General features: G+C 73.0%; 18 protein-coding genes, 4 tRNA genes and 1 pseudogene. 13 read left to right on the top strand and 10 right to left on the bottom strand.

Translation table 11 applies throughout. The features are described 5' to 3' along the window. Nucleotides 1-6: 6 nt before the first annotated feature. Both ACI782_RS07980 and ACI782_RS07975 read right to left on the bottom strand, forming a co-directional pair. The gene (locus tag ACI782_RS07980; RefSeq protein WP_456907860.1) at nucleotides 7-357 is read right to left on the bottom strand and encodes an MmcQ/YjbR family DNA-binding protein; all 351 of its coding nucleotides are present in this window, start codon (nucleotides 355-357) and stop codon (nucleotides 7-9) included. A 526-nt stretch (nucleotides 358-883) separates the two neighbouring features. Further along, nucleotides 884-1,276, bottom strand: a complete 393-nt coding sequence (locus ACI782_RS07975; protein ID WP_456907858.1) for a nuclear transport factor 2 family protein — start codon at nucleotides 1,274-1,276, stop codon at nucleotides 884-886. A gap of 878 nt (nucleotides 1,277-2,154) precedes the next feature. Here ACI782_RS07975 and ACI782_RS07970 point away from each other — a divergent pair. The 3 genes from ACI782_RS07970 to ACI782_RS07960 all read left to right on the top strand — a co-directional run bounded on the left by ACI782_RS07970 (nucleotide 2,155) and on the right by ACI782_RS07960 (nucleotide 5,203). Next, on the top strand, nucleotides 2,155-4,359 hold the full coding sequence (locus tag ACI782_RS07970; protein ID WP_456907856.1) for a hypothetical protein: 2,205 nt from the start codon (nucleotides 2,155-2,157) through the stop codon (nucleotides 4,357-4,359). Further along, a complete protein-coding gene (locus ACI782_RS07965; RefSeq protein WP_456907855.1) occupies nucleotides 4,356-4,868 on the top strand; it encodes a hypothetical protein in 513 nt (170 codons plus the stop codon). The genes ACI782_RS07970 and ACI782_RS07965 overlap by 4 nt, the downstream gene beginning before the upstream one ends. 155 nt (nucleotides 4,869-5,023) lie before the next feature. Continuing rightward, nucleotides 5,024-5,203: a hypothetical protein gene (locus tag ACI782_RS07960; RefSeq protein WP_456907853.1), complete on the top strand. Its 180-nt coding sequence runs from the start codon at nucleotides 5,024-5,026 to the stop codon at nucleotides 5,201-5,203. A gap of 221 nt (nucleotides 5,204-5,424) precedes the next feature. Here the strand turns inward: ACI782_RS07960 and ACI782_RS07955 are convergent, their stop codons facing one another. From ACI782_RS07955 to ACI782_RS07940, 4 genes are read right to left on the bottom strand one after another with little or no spacing between them, the layout of a single operon-like run. Continuing rightward, entirely contained in the window at nucleotides 5,425-5,652 is a 228-nt protein-coding gene (locus ACI782_RS07955) for a hypothetical protein (RefSeq protein ID WP_456907851.1), read from the bottom strand. Nucleotides 5,653-5,707: 55 nt separating this feature from the next. Next, complete coding sequence (locus ACI782_RS07950; RefSeq protein ID WP_456907850.1) at nucleotides 5,708-6,463, bottom strand: AAA family ATPase; 756 nt, start codon at nucleotides 6,461-6,463, stop codon at nucleotides 5,708-5,710. Next, entirely contained in the window at nucleotides 6,460-6,966 is a 507-nt protein-coding gene (locus tag ACI782_RS07945; RefSeq protein WP_456907848.1) for a hypothetical protein, read from the bottom strand. Before ACI782_RS07945 ends, ACI782_RS07950 begins: the two co-directional genes overlap by 4 nt. Continuing rightward, complete coding sequence (locus ACI782_RS07940; protein ID WP_456907846.1) at nucleotides 6,963-7,214, bottom strand: hypothetical protein; 252 nt, start codon at nucleotides 7,212-7,214, stop codon at nucleotides 6,963-6,965. Before ACI782_RS07940 ends, ACI782_RS07945 begins: the two co-directional genes overlap by 4 nt. Before the next feature lie 14 nt (nucleotides 7,215-7,228). On the opposite strand from ACI782_RS07940, the gene ACI782_RS07935 reads away from it, so the two are divergent. Both ACI782_RS07935 and ACI782_RS07930 read left to right on the top strand, forming a co-directional pair. Beyond that, entirely contained in the window at nucleotides 7,229-7,804 is a 576-nt protein-coding gene (locus ACI782_RS07935) for a helix-turn-helix domain-containing protein (RefSeq protein ID WP_456908180.1), read from the top strand. Nucleotides 7,805-8,015: 211 nt separating this feature from the next. Continuing rightward, nucleotides 8,016-8,954, top strand: a pseudogene (locus tag ACI782_RS07930) (tyrosine-type recombinase/integrase); the annotation flags it as partial. A gap of 218 nt (nucleotides 8,955-9,172) precedes the next feature. Here ACI782_RS07930 and ACI782_RS07925 read toward each other — a convergent pair. Beyond that, nucleotides 9,173-9,245 (bottom strand) — tRNA-Lys (locus ACI782_RS07925). 570 nt (nucleotides 9,246-9,815) lie between these two features. On the opposite strand from ACI782_RS07925, the gene ACI782_RS07920 reads away from it, so the two are divergent. Further along, nucleotides 9,816-10,664, top strand: a complete 849-nt coding sequence (locus ACI782_RS07920) for an MEDS domain-containing protein (protein ID WP_456907844.1) — start codon at nucleotides 9,816-9,818, stop codon at nucleotides 10,662-10,664. Continuing rightward, a complete protein-coding gene (locus tag ACI782_RS07915) occupies nucleotides 10,661-11,851 on the top strand; it encodes an anti-sigma factor RsbA family regulatory protein (protein ID WP_456907842.1) in 1,191 nt (396 codons plus the stop codon). Before ACI782_RS07920 ends, ACI782_RS07915 begins: the two co-directional genes overlap by 4 nt. 199 nt (nucleotides 11,852-12,050) lie before the next feature. Here the strand turns inward: ACI782_RS07915 and ACI782_RS07910 are convergent, their stop codons facing one another. After that, nucleotides 12,051-12,893 carry a hypothetical protein gene (locus ACI782_RS07910; protein ID WP_456907840.1) on the bottom strand — a complete coding sequence of 281 codons (843 nt, stop codon included), beginning with the start codon at nucleotides 12,891-12,893 and terminating at the stop codon, nucleotides 12,051-12,053. A gap of 25 nt (nucleotides 12,894-12,918) precedes the next feature. Further along, a complete protein-coding gene (locus tag ACI782_RS07905) occupies nucleotides 12,919-13,800 on the bottom strand; it encodes a Rieske 2Fe-2S domain-containing protein (protein WP_456907838.1) in 882 nt (293 codons plus the stop codon). Nucleotides 13,801-14,273: 473 nt separating this feature from the next. On the opposite strand from ACI782_RS07905, the gene ACI782_RS07900 reads away from it, so the two are divergent. Genes ACI782_RS07900 through ACI782_RS07890 form a run of 3 tightly spaced genes read left to right on the top strand, consistent with a single transcriptional unit; the run spans nucleotide 14,274 to nucleotide 16,654 of the window. Then, the gene (locus tag ACI782_RS07900) at nucleotides 14,274-14,753 is read left to right on the top strand and encodes a GtrA family protein (RefSeq protein WP_456907836.1); all 480 of its coding nucleotides are present in this window, start codon (nucleotides 14,274-14,276) and stop codon (nucleotides 14,751-14,753) included. Between the two features lie 36 nt (nucleotides 14,754-14,789). Further along, nucleotides 14,790-16,292: a metallophosphoesterase gene (locus ACI782_RS07895; protein ID WP_456907834.1), complete on the top strand. Its 1,503-nt coding sequence runs from the start codon at nucleotides 14,790-14,792 to the stop codon at nucleotides 16,290-16,292. 23 nt (nucleotides 16,293-16,315) lie between these two features. Continuing rightward, on the top strand, nucleotides 16,316-16,654 hold the full coding sequence (locus ACI782_RS07890) for a hypothetical protein (RefSeq protein WP_456907832.1): 339 nt from the start codon (nucleotides 16,316-16,318) through the stop codon (nucleotides 16,652-16,654). A gap of 5 nt (nucleotides 16,655-16,659) precedes the next feature. On the opposite strand, the gene ACI782_RS07885 is transcribed toward ACI782_RS07890, so the two are convergent. Beyond that, a complete protein-coding gene (locus ACI782_RS07885) occupies nucleotides 16,660-17,313 on the bottom strand; it encodes an AMIN-like domain-containing (lipo)protein (RefSeq protein WP_456907830.1) in 654 nt (217 codons plus the stop codon). A 378-nt stretch (nucleotides 17,314-17,691) separates the two neighbouring features. Here ACI782_RS07885 and ACI782_RS07880 point away from each other — a divergent pair. The 3 genes from ACI782_RS07880 (at nucleotide 17,692) to ACI782_RS07870 (ending at nucleotide 17,959) form a co-directional block, all read left to right on the top strand. Beyond that, nucleotides 17,692-17,764 (top strand) — tRNA-Glu (locus tag ACI782_RS07880). A 24-nt stretch (nucleotides 17,765-17,788) separates the two neighbouring features. Continuing rightward, nucleotides 17,789-17,862: transfer RNA gene (locus ACI782_RS07875), tRNA-Asp, on the top strand. Nucleotides 17,863-17,885: 23 nt separating this feature from the next. Further along, nucleotides 17,886-17,959 (top strand) — tRNA-Phe (locus ACI782_RS07870). The last annotated feature ends 24 nt before the right edge of the window (nucleotides 17,960-17,983 follow it).

The raw sequence follows: 17,983 nt of genomic DNA, 5'->3' as shown, positions 1-17,983 counted from the left end.
CGGGCTTCAGCCCGGGCCCACGGGATGGATGACGTCGTAGGCGCGGGAGAGCTTCTCGGGGACGACCATGCGCCATGCGTCGACGACGAGTTCGCGGGCCTCGGTCGGGTCCAGGGCAGCAAGCCGGGCGTGGACCCAGTTGAACCGCAAGTCCGACACGGTCGGCATCTGGAACTCGTGCGGCTCGCTCAGGACCAGCGCCGCCCGCTCTTCCTTGGGGAACGCGAAGCCCATCACGCTCTCATCCGGGGAGAACGCCACGTAGACGATCTCCTCGACGCGGAACTTCAGGCGGCCGCGCACGTACACCGGGTACGAGCGCTCCAGTTCCGCGCCCAGCGGCCGAACGTTCTCCATCACCGCCACGTCAGAGCCCATCCGCCCTGGCCGGCAGGCCGCCCGTCACCCACGAGTTGGCCTGCTTGGTCCCGTCCATCGGAGTCCGCTCCTCCTGCGTCGCGCACTCAGGGATGACTGCGACGGCGGGCCGGGGTCGTCGGTCGTCGCGTTCGCCCCGGGGTGTAGAGGCACGTCGTCTCGGCTCGGGGGCGGGGAGCCGGACCCGGACCCCTGCCGGCGGGTCGGAGGTGGCGTCGGGCCGCGTCGTCACGCCGTCCCGCCGGCACGCTGCCGGTGGAGCCCCTCAGTCGTGCCGCGCGCGCCACGGCAAGCGGCGCAGTTCCTCAGCGAGAGCGTGGGTTGCCGCTTCTCCGAAGCGGTGCGCCCAACGGTTGAACCAGTCCTGGTCGTCCAGGAAGAACTTCCAGGCGCCGACCACGGAGGAGGCGCTGGCCGACCTGCGCCGCCGCCTCGCCGAGACGCGGGAATGCACTGTCGAGCTCGCACGCCACTGCACGTGTCCCCGAGTGGGCCGCTCACATGGTCAGAACATCCCGTTCTCGTTGGCGGAGTGGTCGGGGACGACCTGCAGGACGTCCCAGTGTTCGACGACCCTGCCGTTGCCGTCGAGGCGGAAGATGTCGATGCCGGCGTAGTCGTGGTCGCCCGGCCAGGTCTGGTGACAGTGCAGGACGACGAGGTCGTTCTCGGCGATCGCGCGCACGAAGCGCACCTTCTTGCCGGGGTAGTCGCTGGCCATCCGCTCGAAGTAGTCGACGAACGCGGCCTTGCCGTCGCCGACGTGCGGGTTGTGCTGGGTGTAGGTGTCGCCGGCGTAGCGCTCCAGGGCCTCGGCCGGGCGGCACTGGTTGAACATCAGGTCGTAGAAGGCCTGCACGGTGTCCTTGTTGCGCTGCAACTGCTCCGGGGTGGTCACGTGTCCCTCCTGGTCAATCGGTCGAGTAGAGCCCGCGGCGGCGAGTTCCGTCGGCAGGCGGTGCGCGCAGCGCCAAGTCCCGGCCGGCGGAGCGCATTCCCGCCGCCCGGCGCGGCGACCGTTCGAGGACCGTTGTGGCCGGCTGGACACGGCGTCCGTCAGTGGGCCGCTCCGGGCGATCCAGCGTTCACTCAGCGCGTCAGGAGCGGCCATCACGAGAGGGGATCGGCGTGCCGCGGCCCAGGAGCACGTGAGCGACTTGAGCCGAACCTGCAGGCCGACGGCATGGTGGGGTGGGCCCCGTGGGGATCGAACCCACAACCCGCGGATTAAAAGTCCCAACCCGGGCGTGCCGGGCGGTGACGTTCGTTGACATCTTCGCTGGTCAGTGCAGAACTCAGTGCTGTTGAGTGCTGTTGAGTGCCGTCGCCCGCTGCGTGACAGCGTGCAGTCCGCGACCACATCGCGACCACTCATTAGTCCCACGGGCGCTTGCGGCTGTCCCGTCACGACGGTCTCCAAGATCCTGCGGGTCAACAGGTCACCGCCCCGCCCGGCAGCAGGCGACCTAGCCAAGCAAGCTGCCGCAAAAGCACGTCGCTGCTGCGCTGGCGCTGCCCGAAGAGGCAGCCTCCGCTGGCCCTAGGGCTGGCGCCTCGGACGTGGCCGCGGCACCCTGCCCGGCCTACCGTGGCACCGGTCCCATGAGAACTCCTGCGGAACGGGCGGGTCGCGCGCCCCGGCCCGCTCCCCCCCGCCAAGCCTCGGGCGCTGGCCGCGTCGCGCCGGGGACGGGCCGGATCCCCCATGCCACCGACCGTGCGGCGGTCCTGCGCCTGCAACAGCAGGTGGGGAACGCGGCGGTAGTCAGCCGGCTCGTGTTGCAAGCCGAGCCTTCCCCGGACCAGAACTACCCGGGGGAAGAGGCGATCCAGGAGCGGCTCGCCGACCTGCAGGACGACAAGGACGCCATCGGCACCGACCTCGTCACCGCGCGCAACGACCCCAGCCAGGCCGAGCCTCTGCAGGCCGTGCTCACCGTCGTCGAGCGCGAGGTCCTCATGCTGGAACGGCTCCACGAGGCCGGGATGGCGTCGTTGCAGTCCGGCGGGCGACCCTGGAACCGCTCGGATAAGGACGTCACGGCCCTGGTCGCGCGAGCCAGCGCGGCGGCGAAGTCGGAGAAGGACACCTTGGCCTTCCTGCAGTCGGAGGACCTCAGGGCCGGGCGCATCGGGGGCGAGGAGGTCACCCCGACGCTGCTGGCGAAGCCGGACCTGTTCCGGGCCGCGACGTTGGCGCTGTACCAACGTGTGGTCGCCGAAATGGGCAAGCGGGGCAAGGAGCACACCGACAAGTACGCCGCCGCCGTGGACGCCCTCGCCGCGCGGTCCCCTCAACAGCTCATCCCCGACTACGTCCGGATGAAGAAGACGTGGGCCGACCTCGAACGCCAGGTGCGCCGGACCCGGTGGGACGTCGAGCTGCAGCCGTACTCGCCGCTCGCGCTTCGCCAGCGGCACTCGGGCTCGGCCGACGTCGTCGTCGACCAGCTCGACGTGCTGGTCGGCGCCCGGGAGGTCGACAAGACCGTTCGCGGGACCGCGGCGGGGTTGGGAAACCTGAGCTCGCCGCTGGCCGACTGGCACCTCGCCGCCTCCTACGCCGAGGTTGCCGCCACGATGAGCCGCTTTGCGACCACGTTCGCGGCCAAGGCCGCGCCGGGCGTCCCGATCGCGGCCTACCAGGGCAATCTGGTGGCCGACTTGCGCTGGGCTACCGGCAACGAGGCGGGGTCCACCGTCGGCTTCCTCACCGACGTCAACGGGGCCCTCCGGACCCGACTCGACGCGTGGGTGAAGGACCTTGCCTGGCACGAGAGGATCATCGAGGGGTTCTGGCTTTACGACCTGGGCGGCAAGGTCGGCGGCCGGTTGAAGCAGCTGCTTACCCTCGAGACTCTGCTGCAGATCGTGGGGTTCATCGCGTTCCTCATAGCGATCCAAGCAATCCCGTTCGCCAACCTTGTCGTCGACGCGATCCTCCTGGCGATCGCCGGCCGAGACATCGTCGAGGGCATCTTCATCTTCGGCGGCTTCTTCGATGCGGCGACCGACGCCAGCACTTTTGAACAGCTCTACGCCGCTGCGGAGGGCTTGCAGGGCGCGGAGGACACGGTCGTCGGCCTGATGTTCACCCTCGTCACGGCCGCCGCCAAGGGGGCGCTCACCGGTTATCGGAAGTATCGGAACGGGACCAGGCTCGACAGCCTTGACGACATCGCGCACGAGCCAGTGGTCCGCTCCAACCCTGCGGTCCGCAAGGCGGCCGAGGAGGCCCGGCAAGCGGGGAAGAAGGCGGGCAAGGCGCGCAGGCACGAGCCCGGCAAGTGGAGTTCCGAGCCCGGCGTGCTGAAGTCGGCCAAGACGAAGGACGGCCAGCACACCGTCAAGGTGACCGAGAGCGGACGGCTGGTGGTCTGCAGCGCGGTCTGCGACGACGCGGCGCGGCGCTACGCCGGCGAACTCGAGCTGGATGCCAAGGCCGGCGGGACGGCGAAGGCTGAACTGCAACAAATCCATGACGAGCTGGAGCCGGCCATCGCGCGCCGCGACGACGTCGCCGTCGAGAAGGCGCTGCAGGACCTCGTCGCCCTCGAGGAGCGGATGCGCGGCCGGCGGCGCACTGCGCTCAGCCAGGACCCGGGCGGGGGTAAGCGACCGCGCGCCAACGAGGGCGAGGCCGGGCTGCACCTCGAAGACCTGCTGCAGGAGCAGGTGATCGTGCTCGACAAGGCCACGGGGGAGCGGCTGCACAAGGAGGGCGACTTCTGGCACCCGCGCAGCGGCCACACCTACGACGCGATGCGCCCGCTTGCCACCTGGCTCAACACGGCCGCCGATTGGGCACGCTTCGAGAAGTCGCTCGTCAAGCACCTGTACGAAAAGACCGCGGTCGACCGGACCTTCCTAGACCTCACCGGTGTCAACGCTGCGCAGGCCCGGCAGGTTCGCGCCATGGTGGACCGACTGGTCCAGCGGCGCGGCGACCCCAAGGCACCCGTGGTCTGGTTCCCGAAGTGATCACGATCAGCGACGGCGCAGCATGGTGCCCGCCGCCCGAGCTGGCCGAGCGCATCGTTGAGGAGCTCTCGCGGGCGATGCGGCCCGACGAACGGCCCTCCGCGTGGCCGCCGCGGCTGGAAGCGGGCGTCGACCTCAGGGCGATCGACGCCACGGCGTGGCACAGGCTGCAGGATGCGGCGGCGGAGGCGTTCGGCTTCCTGCTCGCGGCCGGACCGCGGCGGTTCGAATCGACGGAGTCCTTCCTGGCCACAATGGTCGAGCTCGCCCGGCTGCGGCTGGCGCTCGCCGTCGATCCCCGCGCCGGCCAGCCGCCAGCCGCCGCCGCGATCGAGTTCGTGTTGACCTGCGCCGCGGCCGAGCTGCGGCCGGAGCGCCCGGCGCTGGCGTTGATCGTGATGGACGCGCGGCCGTCGAAGGGCGGCGTGGCGACGCTGGAACGGCTGCGGCCAGACGAGCGGGTGACCGTAGCCGGCGCCATGCTCAGCTCGCGCTGCCTCGTGGGGTGACCCTGTCGGGAGGGTGGAATCGGCTGCGGTAACAGCGACCGGTGCACCGAGAGCCACGTTCGCTCCGGTAGAGGTAGCGAAAATCCCATCCGCTCGATTGGCGATCAACACGCCCCAGTCGCATCTCGGTCTCCTGCAAGTTGTGGATCACGTCCGTGACCCAGTCGGGGCTGGTGAAGGTCACCGACGCGACCTCCGGGGACGGCCGTGCCGTGGGCGACAACAGCACCATCTGCGCCCTTCGCCAGGTCACCACCGATCCGCTGCCGCGGGGCACGATGGGCAGCAACTTGTTGCCCTCGTCGTTGTCGATGGCCCGGACCCGCACGGGATGAAGTGCGCATCGGCTAGAAGTGCTCGTCTCGCGGTGCGCGCTCGCGCCTGCGTTGTGAGCCGTCTGGCGGGCGCCGAGCCCCCGCCACAGGGCGTCCTGATCCTCTTCGTCATCAGCGACGGGCCAGCGTCACTGTCCCTGCCTGAGGTGCTCCTCCTGCAGACGACGCTCGACGTCCAGGTCGTGCTCCTGCATCAGCGGGCCGTCGGGCACGAAGTCGGCCTAGCGTAAGTGGGCGGCGACCTCGCGCAGGGCCTTGGAAAAGTCGGAGTCCTCGTCGCGAGTCTCGGCGCGCTCCTCAAGCCGCTCCGCCCACCCCTGAAGCCACTGGGCCACGCCCAGATGGTTGACGTAGATCGCGGAGTGCTCGCGCAGAGCCTTCCGGACGCGAGCCGGGTCGTAGTCGGCCAGTCGACCCGGGTCAAAGTCGAAGAGGTCGGGAGTCGGCACCACCTGACCGTGCCACAAGCGCGGAGGCGCGGCACGGCCAGGCAGCGGCGCCAGATCACGCGGCGTGCGGCAGCTCCTGTTCGACGGCCCGCATAACATCCGGGCAGGCGTACACCCGGCCGTAGGAGCGCCCCGTCATCTCCTCGACGAATCCGAGCTTCTGGAGCCGCTGGATCGCCGAATTGGCCGGCGGGTACGTGACGTTGTGGAGGGAGGCGGCCTGGGTGACGGTGAGCCCGAGTGCGGCGTCCTTGAGGGAGTCGATGACGACGGTGTCGGCGTTGGCGGCTCGGGCGAGGTCCAGCAGGGTGTCCGTGGACTGGGCCAGGTCGGCCGGTGGGGGGCCGACCCAGACGGACAGTCGCTCGTCGAGTTGGTGCCGCTCTTCGGCGGTGAAGAGCCTGCGCAGCCCACGGGCAATCTGCTGCGGCCGGTCCATGGCGAGATACAGCACGCGGCGGCGGCCAGGGCGCACGGGCAGGCCGAGAACGTCGGCGGCGAGGCCGAGGCGGCCGCGGACAAGCTGGCCCGCGACGGTGGTCTTCCCGACGCCGGGGCCGCCGACGAGCATGAGGGCTTCGCCGCGCGCCCAGAGGACGTCGTCACCGTCGCCCCAGACGGCGGGGACAGTGTCGGGGGCGTCGAGGATGACGGTGCCGCCGGCGCATAGTCGGGTCTTCTCCTCGGCTGCATCTGCCTTGGAGTCGGCCGAGGCGCCTCGCGCAGGCATCTGGGGGGCCGGCGGCTTGGGCGGCCACGGGTCGTCGGGCGGCTGGGGCGGCCACCAGGCTTCGAGGGGGGCGGCGGTCATGCTGCGACGACCAGTCCTCTCGGTTGGGTGAGGGCCCGGTGCCGGTCGCGGACGGCGTCGACGGCGGCCTGTTCGGCGTGGGTGAGCCGGTCGAGCTCGTCGGGGTCGGCGTGGCCGGCGACCTGGGCGAGGCGGGTGGCCATCTCGACCGTGCGGCGGCGCCACGTCTGCTCGAGGGCTTGGGCGGCGTACCAGCGCACGGAGGCCGGGTTGTTGCCGGCGCGGTGGTCGATAAGCCGCATGAGGATGCCGGCGAAGGTCTTGATCTGGTGCTCGCCGCGGACGTGCTCCTCGCTCATGGCGAGGGCCAGGACGGCGGACGGGTCAGGGCTCACGCCGGCGTCGCACAGCTGCTCGACGAGCTGGTGGACCAGCCGGACAGCGTAGCTGGCGAAGTCGTCGGGCCGGAGGAGGTCGAGGTTCCGGCGGGCCCGGGGGTGGTCGAGCGCCATGAGGGCGGCGACGAACGCCTCCTCGGCGGTGTGCACCGGCGGGCGGGTCACTCGTACACCTGCTCGATCATGACGTTCCGCCGGTCCTTCTCCGCCCGCTCGAGCAGCGCCGGGACGTAGCCGATCGGGGCCGTCCAGCACTTCTCCAGGTGGTCCCACCGCCGGCGCTCGACCCCATAGCGGTTGAAGAGGCTGGGGACGCGCAGGCCGTGAACCCGGACGGTGCCGCGGCGGCGCTCGAAGATCAGGGTGTTGGGGTCCGCGTCGAGCGCGTCCCGCGACAGGAGTGTCGCAAACACAGTCGGTGACCGAAATGGTCGCAGCGGCGGTCCGCAGGGCGCGGAAGCACCGCGGGTGGTCCGCCCAGGAGGTGGCCGACCGCTGCGCGGCGGCGGGGATGCCGTCCCTCGATCGATCGGCGATCGCCAACATCGAGCGCGGGCGACGCCAGCGGATCGGCGTCGATGAGTGGCTGGTCCTGGCCTACGTCCTCGGGGTTCCGCCGGTGACGATGCTCGTGGGGTTCGTGGGGCAGCCACAGGCGGAGATCGCGCGGAACGTGACCGTCGGCACCGAGCAGGCGTTGCGCTGGTTGCTCGGAGAGATGCCGCCCCCGGTTCCGGGTGGCGGCGTGCGGGACTCGGCGGCCTGGTCGGAGGCCAGCTCGCCCCTGTTCTCCTGGCGCGAGGTATGGGCGAAGATCGACGAGTTCAACGAGCTGCACGAAGAGCTGGCCAGGGCCAGCACGCACCGTCGAATCGACGACCCGACCCTGCTCGAGCAGGTGGAGCGGGTGCAGCAACGGGAGCGAGAGCGATCACGTCGCTCCAGCGGAAGGTGCTCGAGGAGATCTCCGAGCGGCTCACGAAGATGGCTGAGGAGGGGCTGATCCTTCCGGAGCTTGGCGCCCACATCCTCGCCGACATGGATCGGCTGAACGTGCCGCGGCCGACGACGGGGGAGACGGCGTGAGCGTCGACCGACGCGGCCGCGTCTACCGCCGGTGCTCGTGCCGGGATGAAGCCGGGAAGCAGCTGGGCCAGTCCTGCCCGCGGCTGGCCACCGACGGCAAGCACGGCACCTGGTATTACGCCGTGGACATGCCCGCCGACACCGGCAAGCGCCGCACGATGCGCCGCGGCGGCTTCCCGACGAAGGCCGCGGCCAACCGGGCCCTCGCCGACGTCGCCGACCGCACCGCCCAGGGCATCCGCGTCGACGACCGCGAGACCGTCGCCAGCTTCCTGCCGCGGTGGCTGCAGGTGAAGGGCGGCGAGGCGAAGCCGACCACGCTGCGCTCCTACCGGGCGCACGTGGAGAACGTCATCGTCCCGGCGATCGGGCACGTGGCGATCGAGCGGCTGCGCGCCGAGCACGTCGAGCAGCTGCTGGCCGACGCCGCCGCCGGCCGCGGCCCGGTGACCGTCCGGCGCATCCACGCGACCCTGCGGTCGGCGCTCACCTACGGGGTGAAGACGCGGCGGCTGCCGTTCAACGTGGCCAGCAACGTCACCCCGCCCAGCGGAACCCGGCCCGAGGTGCACCCGTGGTCGGCCGCGGAGCTGGCGGCGTTTCTGCGGCACGTCGAGACCGACCGGCTCGGCCCGCTGTTCGAGGTGATCGCCGCGTGCGGGCTGCGCCGCGGTGAGGCCCTGGGCTTGCGGTGGTCGGACCTGGACCTGGCCAATCGCACGGCGCGGATTCGGCAGACCGTCGTCGACGTCGGCGGCCGGCTGCAGTTCTCCACGCCGAAGACCCGATCGTCGGAGGCGACGGTGCCGCTGACCGAGCGGGCGGTGCAGGCCCTGCTGCAGGTGCGGCTCGGGCAGGACATCGACCGGCAGGGCTGGGGCGACGGCTACGAGGAGCACGACCTCGTGTTCGCCCGCGAGAACGGCGCCCCGCTGCGGCCGGAGTACGTGACGCGCCGCTTCGTCGCGCTGACCCAGGCGGCCGGGCTGCGCCAGGTCCGGCTGCACGACCTCCGGCACGGTGCGGCGTCGCTGATGCTCGCCGCCGGCGTGCCCATGGCGATCGTGTCGAAGATGCTGCGGCACTCCTCGATCGGCATCACCGTCGACACCTACGGCCACCTGTCGGAGGACACCGCCCGGGTGGCGTCGGACGCCATGGCGGCCGCGCTCGAGCAGGCCTTCGAGACCGCCGCGGCGGCAGCCGGAGACCACACTGCGACCACAGCGACCACCGAAGGCACCCGGGAGGCCGGTCGTTCAGACGAATATGCAGGTCAGCGCGGTGGGCCCCGTGGGGATCGAACCCACAACCCGCGGATTAAAAGTCCGCTGCTCTGCCAGTTGAGCTAGAGGCCCGGTAGGCGCAGGAACCCACGAGACAACGCATGAGTCATCCGAGGCTGTCTGCGGCCCGCTGCGAGGCTACCGCCGGGGTGTGGCGCTTCCGCAGCGAGCGGGCGGAGTCCCGTCGTCCGGCCCCGCCGGCGTGGCGGCCGACCCGGGCGACCGCGAACGCGGCGATCGGTCCGCTGATGCGGTCACCACACCCCGGAGCCGGTCGGACCGGCGCAGTGGCCTGGCGAGGTCCGGGGAGATGAGCAGGCGTTCCAGTGCATCGGCGGACACGGCGGGGCTGGTGTCCGAGGCTTGGGCGCCGTCGCATCCCAGCGTGATCAGCTCGGCGAGCACAGGCGCGGCCTCCACGCCCTCGGCGAGGACCCGCAGGCCCAGCCGGTGGCCGCGGTCGCGCGGGGCTGAGCAGGCTTCGGGTGCTGGTGCTGACCACAACGGTCAGCAGCATCCCGGACCGGCGCCAGCACGTCGTCCACCACAGGCCCGAACTCGGCGGCACGGCGTTCCGGAGAGCAACGCCGGAATTACGGACGATCGTGGGATGGATCCCTGGAGCAGGGGTACCGGGGGCCTGTGCGCGCGCACGTCAGCGCGGGCTCCGCCGCGAGCCGTTCTGCACGGGGCCATGAGTGCTGCCTGTACGACGACGTCGGGACCTTCCACCGCCGTCTGGTGGCCTTCTTCGCCGAGGGGCTGCGGGCGGGCTGCCGCGTCGCGTACGCCGGCTCCGGGACGGCGGAGGAGGCGCGGGCGGACCTCGCCGGGCTGCCCGACCTCGATCGGCGGCTGGACGACGGCTCGGTCCGGATCTCGTCGCGCCAGGACGTGTACGGGGACGCCGTCCCTGTCGATGCCGACCGGGTGGTCGACCGCTACGCGGAAGCGACCGAGCAGGCGCTGGCCGACGGGTACCGCGGACTGCGGGTCGGCGCGGACGGCACGGAGCTGGTCGGCACCCCGGCGCACCTGGACGCGCTGGTCCGGTACGAGTTCCTGGCCGACCGCTACATCGCCAGCCATCCGCTGTCGGCGCTGTGCGGCTACCGGGATGACCTGGGGCCCGACACGGTGAGCGAGCTGGCATCGCTGCACGGCACCGGCTCCGTGGGAGGACCGGGCTTCACGGTCTCCGGCCGTGCGGACGGCGCGATCGGCCTCGGTGGGCAGTGGGACCCGAGCAGTGTCCCGGTGCTCCGGCGGCTCCTCACCCGCATCCGGGCGGGGGTCGACGACGGGGCCTGTGTCATCGACATGGCCGACGTCGAGTACGTCGACCACCGACTGCTGCGGACGCTCAGCGCCCACGCCCGGGCCCACGGGGTGGAGCTGTCGCTGCGCTCGGCTCCGCCGTTCACGACCCGGCTGGTGGAGCTGCTGGCAGCGGGTGACCTGCACCTGGCCGAGGGGGGAGCGCAGCCATGAGGACGGGTGCCGCGTGCGGGCACGTGGGGAACTTCCACGAGGCCGGGTTCTACTCCTCGGACGCGGAGTTCCTGGCCCTGGTCGTGCCCTTCGTGCTGGAGGGGATCAGCGCCGGCGAGCCTGTCGTGCTGGCGTACGACCGCCGCAAGAGCGACCTGCTGCGGGCGGTGCTGCCCTCGTCGGACCGGTTGGTCCCCCTCGGCGAGTCGGCCGTCTACGCCACTCCGGCGCGGGCCATCGAGGCGTACCGGCAGCAGTTCGAGCGGCTCGAGGCGGCCGGCGCCGAGCAGATCCGCATCGCCGGCGACGTCCCGCACGAGGGCAACGGCGGCCGGTTCGCCGGCTGGGACCGCTACGAGTCCGCCGTCAACGTCGTCTGGCGAGACCACCCGGTGTGGAGCCGGTGCCTGTACGACGCTGTGACCGTGCCGGACGACGTCCGCGACGTCGTGGTGCGCAGCCACCGCCGGCTCGTCACGCCCGACGGGGGCGCCGTCGCCAGCACCCGGTACCAGGACGTCCCCGACTTCCACGGCCTGCCCCCGGCCGCGGACCCGCTGGAGTCGACCGCGCCGAGCGTCTGCCTGGGCGACGCCTCGCTGAAGCAGACCCGGCGCCGCGTCGCCGAGGCCGTGCGGGACCACCTCGGTCCCGCCGAGGTCGACGAGCTGCTGTTCGCGCTGTCCGAGGCCGTGGTCAACGCGCAGTCCTACGGTCGCCCGCCGATCGGGGTCAGGGTCTGGACGGCGCCGCACCGCGCCGTCGTGCGCGTGCACGACACCGGCCCAGGCCCCGCTGACCCCCTGATCGGTCTCGTCCCCGTCCCCGAGGGCTCGGCGGGCGCCGGGCTCGGGCTGTGGCTCGCCTCCCAGCTCACCGGCGTCGAGGTCGGCCTGGTCACCGACGTCGAGGGTTTCACCGTCCGGCTGCGGGCCGGGACACCGCCCGACGCTCCCGCGGACGCCGTCGGCCCCGCCGCCCTGCAGGCCGGGACCCTGCACGGTGCGCTGCCCGGCCCCGGCACGGTCCACGCGATCGACGGGGACGGCTCGTCGCTGTGCGAGGCCATCGGCCCGTCGGACCTCCGCCCGGTCGACGGCCTGGGCTGGCGCGATCTCCCACCCCACCAGCAGTGCCCCCACTGCCGGCTGTTCACCGACCCCGACGACGGCTCGGCCCGGCAGTAGACCGCCCGATCAGGAACGTCCCGATCCGGGACCTCACGATCCGTGGGGTTCCTCACGGCGTTTCACCCGCTCAGGGGATGGGTTCCTCCGGCATCCGTCACTTAGCGTCACATCCGTCGGGGTCGAGCGCTCGCTCCCCGGCACCCAGGCCCCGGCCCGGTCGTCCCGTTCCCCCCGGGACGGCCGGGCCGGACTCACCTCAGCCGCAGACCCGCCGCACGAGCTCCCAGAGCAGGCCCTGCTGCGCCTCGTCCACCGGGAGCGGCACGGGCACCGCGGCGTCGTCCCCCACCGCCACCTGCAGGGGGAAGAGGAACGGCTGCTTGGTCTCGGCCAGCACGTGCGGCTCGCACGTCGCCGGCGCGAACGTCACCTCCGCCGACACCTCGCCCTGCCCGGGCGCGAGCTCGAGCGGCAGGCCCTCCAGGGCGACGTCGAACAGCACGCTGCGCCGGACGTCGGTGACGCTCACCGCCCGGTCGTCGTCCCCGCGCCGGGTCAGGACGACGGTGCCGGTGGCCTCCTCCTCCGCACCGGTCACCGCGGTCAGGGCGACGTCGGCGACGGCCCGCACCGCGGCGACGGCGCACTCCTCGCGGTGGACGACGTCCAGGTCGTCGCCGGCCAGCGGCACCCGCACGTCCTCCGCGGCTCCACCCGCCCGGACGACCGTGAGCCGCGCCGCGACCGGAGCCGGGTCGGCCGAGCAGTCCGGGGTGCCGTAGGGCGTGGGCAGGTCGATCACCCGACCGGGTGCGAACTCCGCGGTGAGCGCGGTCGGCGGCAGCGGCGCGAACCCCGGCGAGTCCAGCGCGACGGCGGTCACGGTGAACGGCTCCGTGCCCGTGTCGGTCACCCGCACCTGCACCCGCCCGCCGACGACGACGTCGGTGCGCAGCCGCACCACCTCGGCCGCGATGCCGGGGACGGCCGGGACGGTCGGCGCCGCGGACGTCGTCCCGGCCGAGCCGGACGGGGAGACCGGACTCCCCGTGCAGGCCGCGCAGAGGACGGCGAGCCCCGCCACGGCCGCCCGTCTCATGGCGCCGCAGCGTAGGACGGCAGATCTACCGCTGGTGGCCGGGCAGGCGGGCCATCACGTGGCCGGCCTCCATCCGGATCTCCAGCTTCTCCTGCGGGTTGGCGGCGGGGCCGCGCCGCGGGTGGCCGTCCTCCAGGTCGAACGCCGAGCCGTGCCAGGGGCAGACCAGGCACTCCGCACCGTGCACCTCCTCGAGCGACCCCTCGTACAGCGGCCCGGACAGGTGGGAGCAGACGCCCACGAACGCGTCCACCCGCGCCCCCCGCCGGACGGCGACCAGCGGCACGTCCGCGCTCGTGCCCTTGCCGGTGCGCAGCGCGGGACGCCCCTCGGGCAGGTCGTCGAGCGGGCCGAGGTCGATCCAGTCGGTCGACAGCGCCCGGGCCGCGGTCGCGGCGTGCGAGGCGCCGGAGGACTGCGCGTAGGACATGTGTCCACCGATCGCCGCCGACGCGGTCGCGATGCCGAGGCCGGTGTAGGACAGCGCGCGGCCGAGGCCGCCGCGGCCGCGTGCGCGGACGACCAGCGAGCCGACGTAGAACCCGAGGGCCACCGTGTTGGACACGGCGTGCAGCACGCCGAGGCGGCGGACGCCGGAGCCCTGCTCCGACCAGTCCGCCGCGCCGGACAGTGCCGCGGGGACGGCGGCGGCCACGCCCGTCCCGATGAGCACCGTCGCCGCCGGCCGCAGCGGCGGGATCGCGTCCAGCAGCCCCGCCGACGTCCAGCTGCCCACGGGGACCTGCACCAGCACCGGGTGCAGCGGGTGACCGAGCCAGGTGCCGTGCAGGAAGTCCTTGAGCGCCTGCGGCTTGAGCGCGGACTGCACGGCTCGCCGGGCCGGCTCGATCGCCTTGTCGAAGGTCGTCACGTCTGCGACCCGGTCGAGGATCCCCATGAGGCTCATGGGCGGCCCTTACCCGCGTCGACCGGGGACGATGCCGACCGCGCCCGGCCGACTCCTCTGGGTCGGTGCGGCGACCGCCGGCCCGGCGGCCACGGCTCCGGCTGGGTTGAGCGCGGCGTCCAGCGGTGACACCACCCGCCCCAGCGGCAGGGCCCACTGCAGCAGCTCGACCGCCGTCCCGACGACGACGGCGGCCCCCAGGGCCGGGGGACGGCGCAGCCGCGGCCACCAGCGCCACCGACGCCGTCACCGCGGCCGTGAGGAGGGAACGGGCCGGGTCGCGACCGTCGCCGTGCACGGACCGAGCGTGACCGCCGCGCCTTCGAGCACCCCTGGGCGTCCGACGGGAGACCGCGTCGTGACGCGACCCACAACGAATTCGTCTCACCTCAGGGGAATAACGGGTGGTGTACAGCCGATGCCCAGGTAGAGGCTGCACAAAGGACTTTGTGCCCGTCATCGAGAGGACCGTCGTGACCTGCCCGTCTCTGCTCTGCCGCCGCCCGGCCCTGGGTGAGGCGGTGGACGGCGTCGTGGCGCGCGTCCGCGCGGAGGACACGTTCGGCCAGTTCGCGCGGTTCGTCCTGGTCGGTGGCGCGACGACGCTGGTCTACGCCGCCCTCTTCGTGGCGCTGGAGTGGCTCGGGTACCTGCCGGCGCACCTGATGGCGACGGCGGCGTCCACGGCCCTGGCCAACGAGCTGCACCGGCGGGCCACCTTCCGCGCGGGCGAGCGGGTGCACTGGTTCACCGCGCAGTGGGAGGCCGGCGGCGTGACGGTCCTGGGCCTGCTGGCCACCAGCGCCGCGCTCGGGGTCCTCGACTCCACCGCCGGTGACGTGGCTGTGCTGGTCCAGGTCGCCCTGGTCGCCACGGTCACCGCGCTGATCGGCCTCATGCGGTTCGTGGCCCTGCGCTGGATCTTCCGCGCGCCCGCCGCCGAGACCGCCTGACCGACCCCGGGCGCACGGCTCACTAGCCTGGTCGGGGTGAGCGAGCCGACCCCTCCCGGCCCGTCTGCCCGCTCCCGGCTGCTGCGGGGCGCCGGCCGCTGGGCACTGCGGGCAGTCGTCGTCCTCGCCGGCGCGTGGCTCGGCATCCTGCTGCTGGGCCGGGTCAGCGCGCCCATCGGCCCGTTCGACGCCACGCTGGCCTTCCGCCCGTTCGGGGGTGGTGCCGACCTCGACATCCCGCCGCTGGGCGCGCTGCAGGTGGACGCCTACGACGGCCCGCTCCGGCTCGAGATCCAGCTGAGCCGGGTCGACGAGATCCGCGCCTCGGCGCTGGCCACCGACCCGGCCCGGCTGGACGGCGTGGTGGACCAGGTCAGCGCCGACCTGCGGGACGCCGTCGAGCGGGTGGCCGCCCTGACCGCCGTGGCCGCGGTGGCCGGTGCGACCGCGGCGTCCCTGCTGCTGCTCCGCCGGCGCCGCGAGGTGCTCCTGGCGGCGGGGCTGTCCGCCGCGCTGGTGGCCGGCACCGGCGGGCTGGCCGCGGCGACCTGGCGGCCCGAGGCCCTGTCGCAGCCCACGTACACGGGCCTGCTGGTCAACGCGAACAGCCTGATCGGCAGCGCGCAGGACATCGTGGCCCGCTTCGACGCCTACCGCGCGTCCCTCGAGGACCTGGTCTCCAACGTCGGCACGCTCTACTCGACGCTGTCGGCGCTTCCCCCGCCCGGCGACGGGGACGACACGGTCGCCCTGATGCACATCTCGGACCTGCACCTCAACCCGGCCGGCTTCGACCTGGTGCGGCAGGTGGTGGCGCAATTCGGCGTCGACGGCGTCCTCGACACCGGGGACGTCACCGACTGGGGCAGCGAGCCGGAGAACAGCCTCATCACCGCCGTCGGCACGCTGGACGTGCCGTACGTGTTCATCCGCGGCAACCACGACTCCGCCGTCACAGCGGGCCTCATCGCGGCGCAGCCCAACGCGACCGTGCTGGACGACTCCGCGGTCACCGTCGCCGGCATCGAGGTCGTCGGCGCGCCGGACCCGCGGTTCACCCCTGACCAGGACGCGACCGGCGACACCGAGTCCCTCGAGCAGACCGGCGAGGACCTCGCCGAGGTCGCCGAGGGACTGCCGGAGCCCCCGGCGATCGCGATGGTGCACGACCCGAAGCAGGCGCCGCCGCTGGACGGCGTCGTCCCGCTGGTCCTGGCCGGGCACACGCACGAGCGCGAGGTCGGCGAGCTGGACGACGGGACCCTGCTCATGGTGCAGGGCTCGACCGGCGGCGCGGGGTTGCGCGCGCTGCAGGGCGAGTACCCCGAGCCGCTGACCTGCACCGTCCTCTACCTCGACCCGTCGACCGGGACGCTGACCGCCTACGACGAGATCACCCTGGGCGGGCTCGGGGAGACGGAGGTGACCATCGAGCGCGTGGTGGTCCCGCCGGCGTCCGAGGAGGGCGGGACCGGCGAGGACGGGACCGACGCGCCGGACGGCACCCCCACGGCCCCGCCCGCCTCCCCGACCGGCTGACGCCCCCGACCTACGCTTCCCCCATGTCCGCGACGACCCCGACCCGCGCCGCCCGACTCGCCTCCGGTGCCCTGGCCGGAGGGCTGGCCCTGCTGTCCCTCGGTGGCTGCACGTTCAGCTCGGAGAACTTCTCCTGCAGCGGCTCCTCGTGCTCGGTCACGCTCTCCGGGAGCGGCTCCGAGGTGGAGGTCCTCGGCACCAACCTCGCCTTCGGCGGGGTCGAGGACGGCCGGGCCACGCTGAGCGTCGGCAACAGCAGCGTCTCCTGCGCCCAGGGCGAGACCGTGACCGCCGGCCCGCTGACGCTGGAGTGCACCACCGTCGAGTCCGACTCGGTGGAGCTCACCGCCTCGCTCGGCTGACGGCCTCAGCTCGCGTCGCGGAGGTCGACGACCACGCGGGTGGGGTCCTGCAGCGCGTAGACCCGGAAGGGCACCTGCGCCGTCGTCCCGATGAAGGCGACCGAGGTGCCCTCGAAGGTGGCGTCCCACGCGACCTCGGTGACGACCTCGGTGCCGCTGCCGGGCAGCGGGTCCGGACCGGCCCACTCGTCGACGCCGGTGTCGTAGGGGTACCCCATGCCGGTCAGGGTGACCTGGAGGACCGCCTCGCCCGCCACCTCGACGGGGTCGCCGCTGCCCTGGGAGCCGGCCTCGTCGACGTAGCGCACGTCCCACCCGGGGGTGCCGGTGCCGCCGACCTCGAGGACCACGCGGTCGTAGCCGTCCTGGCGGCCGGTCCGGATCTCGCTCACCGTCCCGCTCGAGTCGGCGGACGGGTCCTGGGTGTCCGGATCGGTGGTCGCGGGGAACGGGGGCTCGTCCCCGGGGGGACCGTCGTCCGTCGTCCCACCGGTCGTCTCCTCGGGAGCGGTCGTGTCCGTGGCGGCCGCCGCGGACGACGAGGCGGCGGCCGGGGAGCTGGACGTCGTCCCGCTCTGCCTGCCCTCACCGCACCCGGCGAGCAGGGTCACCGCGAGCAGGAGGGACGGGCAGACGACGGCGGTGGCACGGCGAGTCACACCCCGAGCGTGTCAGCCGCGGGCGTCGGATCGCAGCAGCCACCGCCCGTGTCGCGTCGCGGCGCCGGGCCCGGAGGGGGCCCACCGCGAGGAGTGCCGGCCCGGGTGTGCCGGTCGCCCGGGCCCGACCCTCGACCGGGTCCGGCACCCGACACGGCCCCGTGAGGCTGGGCACACACGCGGGAACGGACGGCCATCGTGTGTGGGCACGACCGGGCTGCGACGCACGGAGGCACACCTCGCTGACCAGCACCGACGCGCAGCGGGCACCGCTGCGGACACCGACCGGCCGGGCAGGCGGAGGACCCGCCAGGGACACCCCCTGTCAGAGCCACCCCCGAGAGCATGTATCGTTCTCGCTGCCCCCGGCGAACACGAGCCCCCATCGTCTAGCGGTCCAGGACGCCGCCCTTTCAAGGCGGTAGCACGGGTTCGAACCCCGTTGGGGGCACGGCACCACCAGCAGTACCAGCAAGGCCCTGTAGCGCAGTTGGTTAGCGCGCCGCCCTGTCACGGCGGAGGTCGCGGGTTCGAGTCCCGTCAGGGTCGCTCTCCGGTGGAGACACCGGGAGGGGCAGGTAGCTCAGTCGGTACGAGCGCTCGCCTGAAAAGCGAGAGGTCGGCGGTTCGACCCCGCCCCTGCCCACCTCCACCTCCCTCACCGCAGCCC

The organism is Geodermatophilus sp. SYSU D00703 (assembly GCF_054050155.1).
Note: the sequence above shows the minus strand (reverse complement) of the source record. Positions and strands in the feature narration are given on the sequence as shown.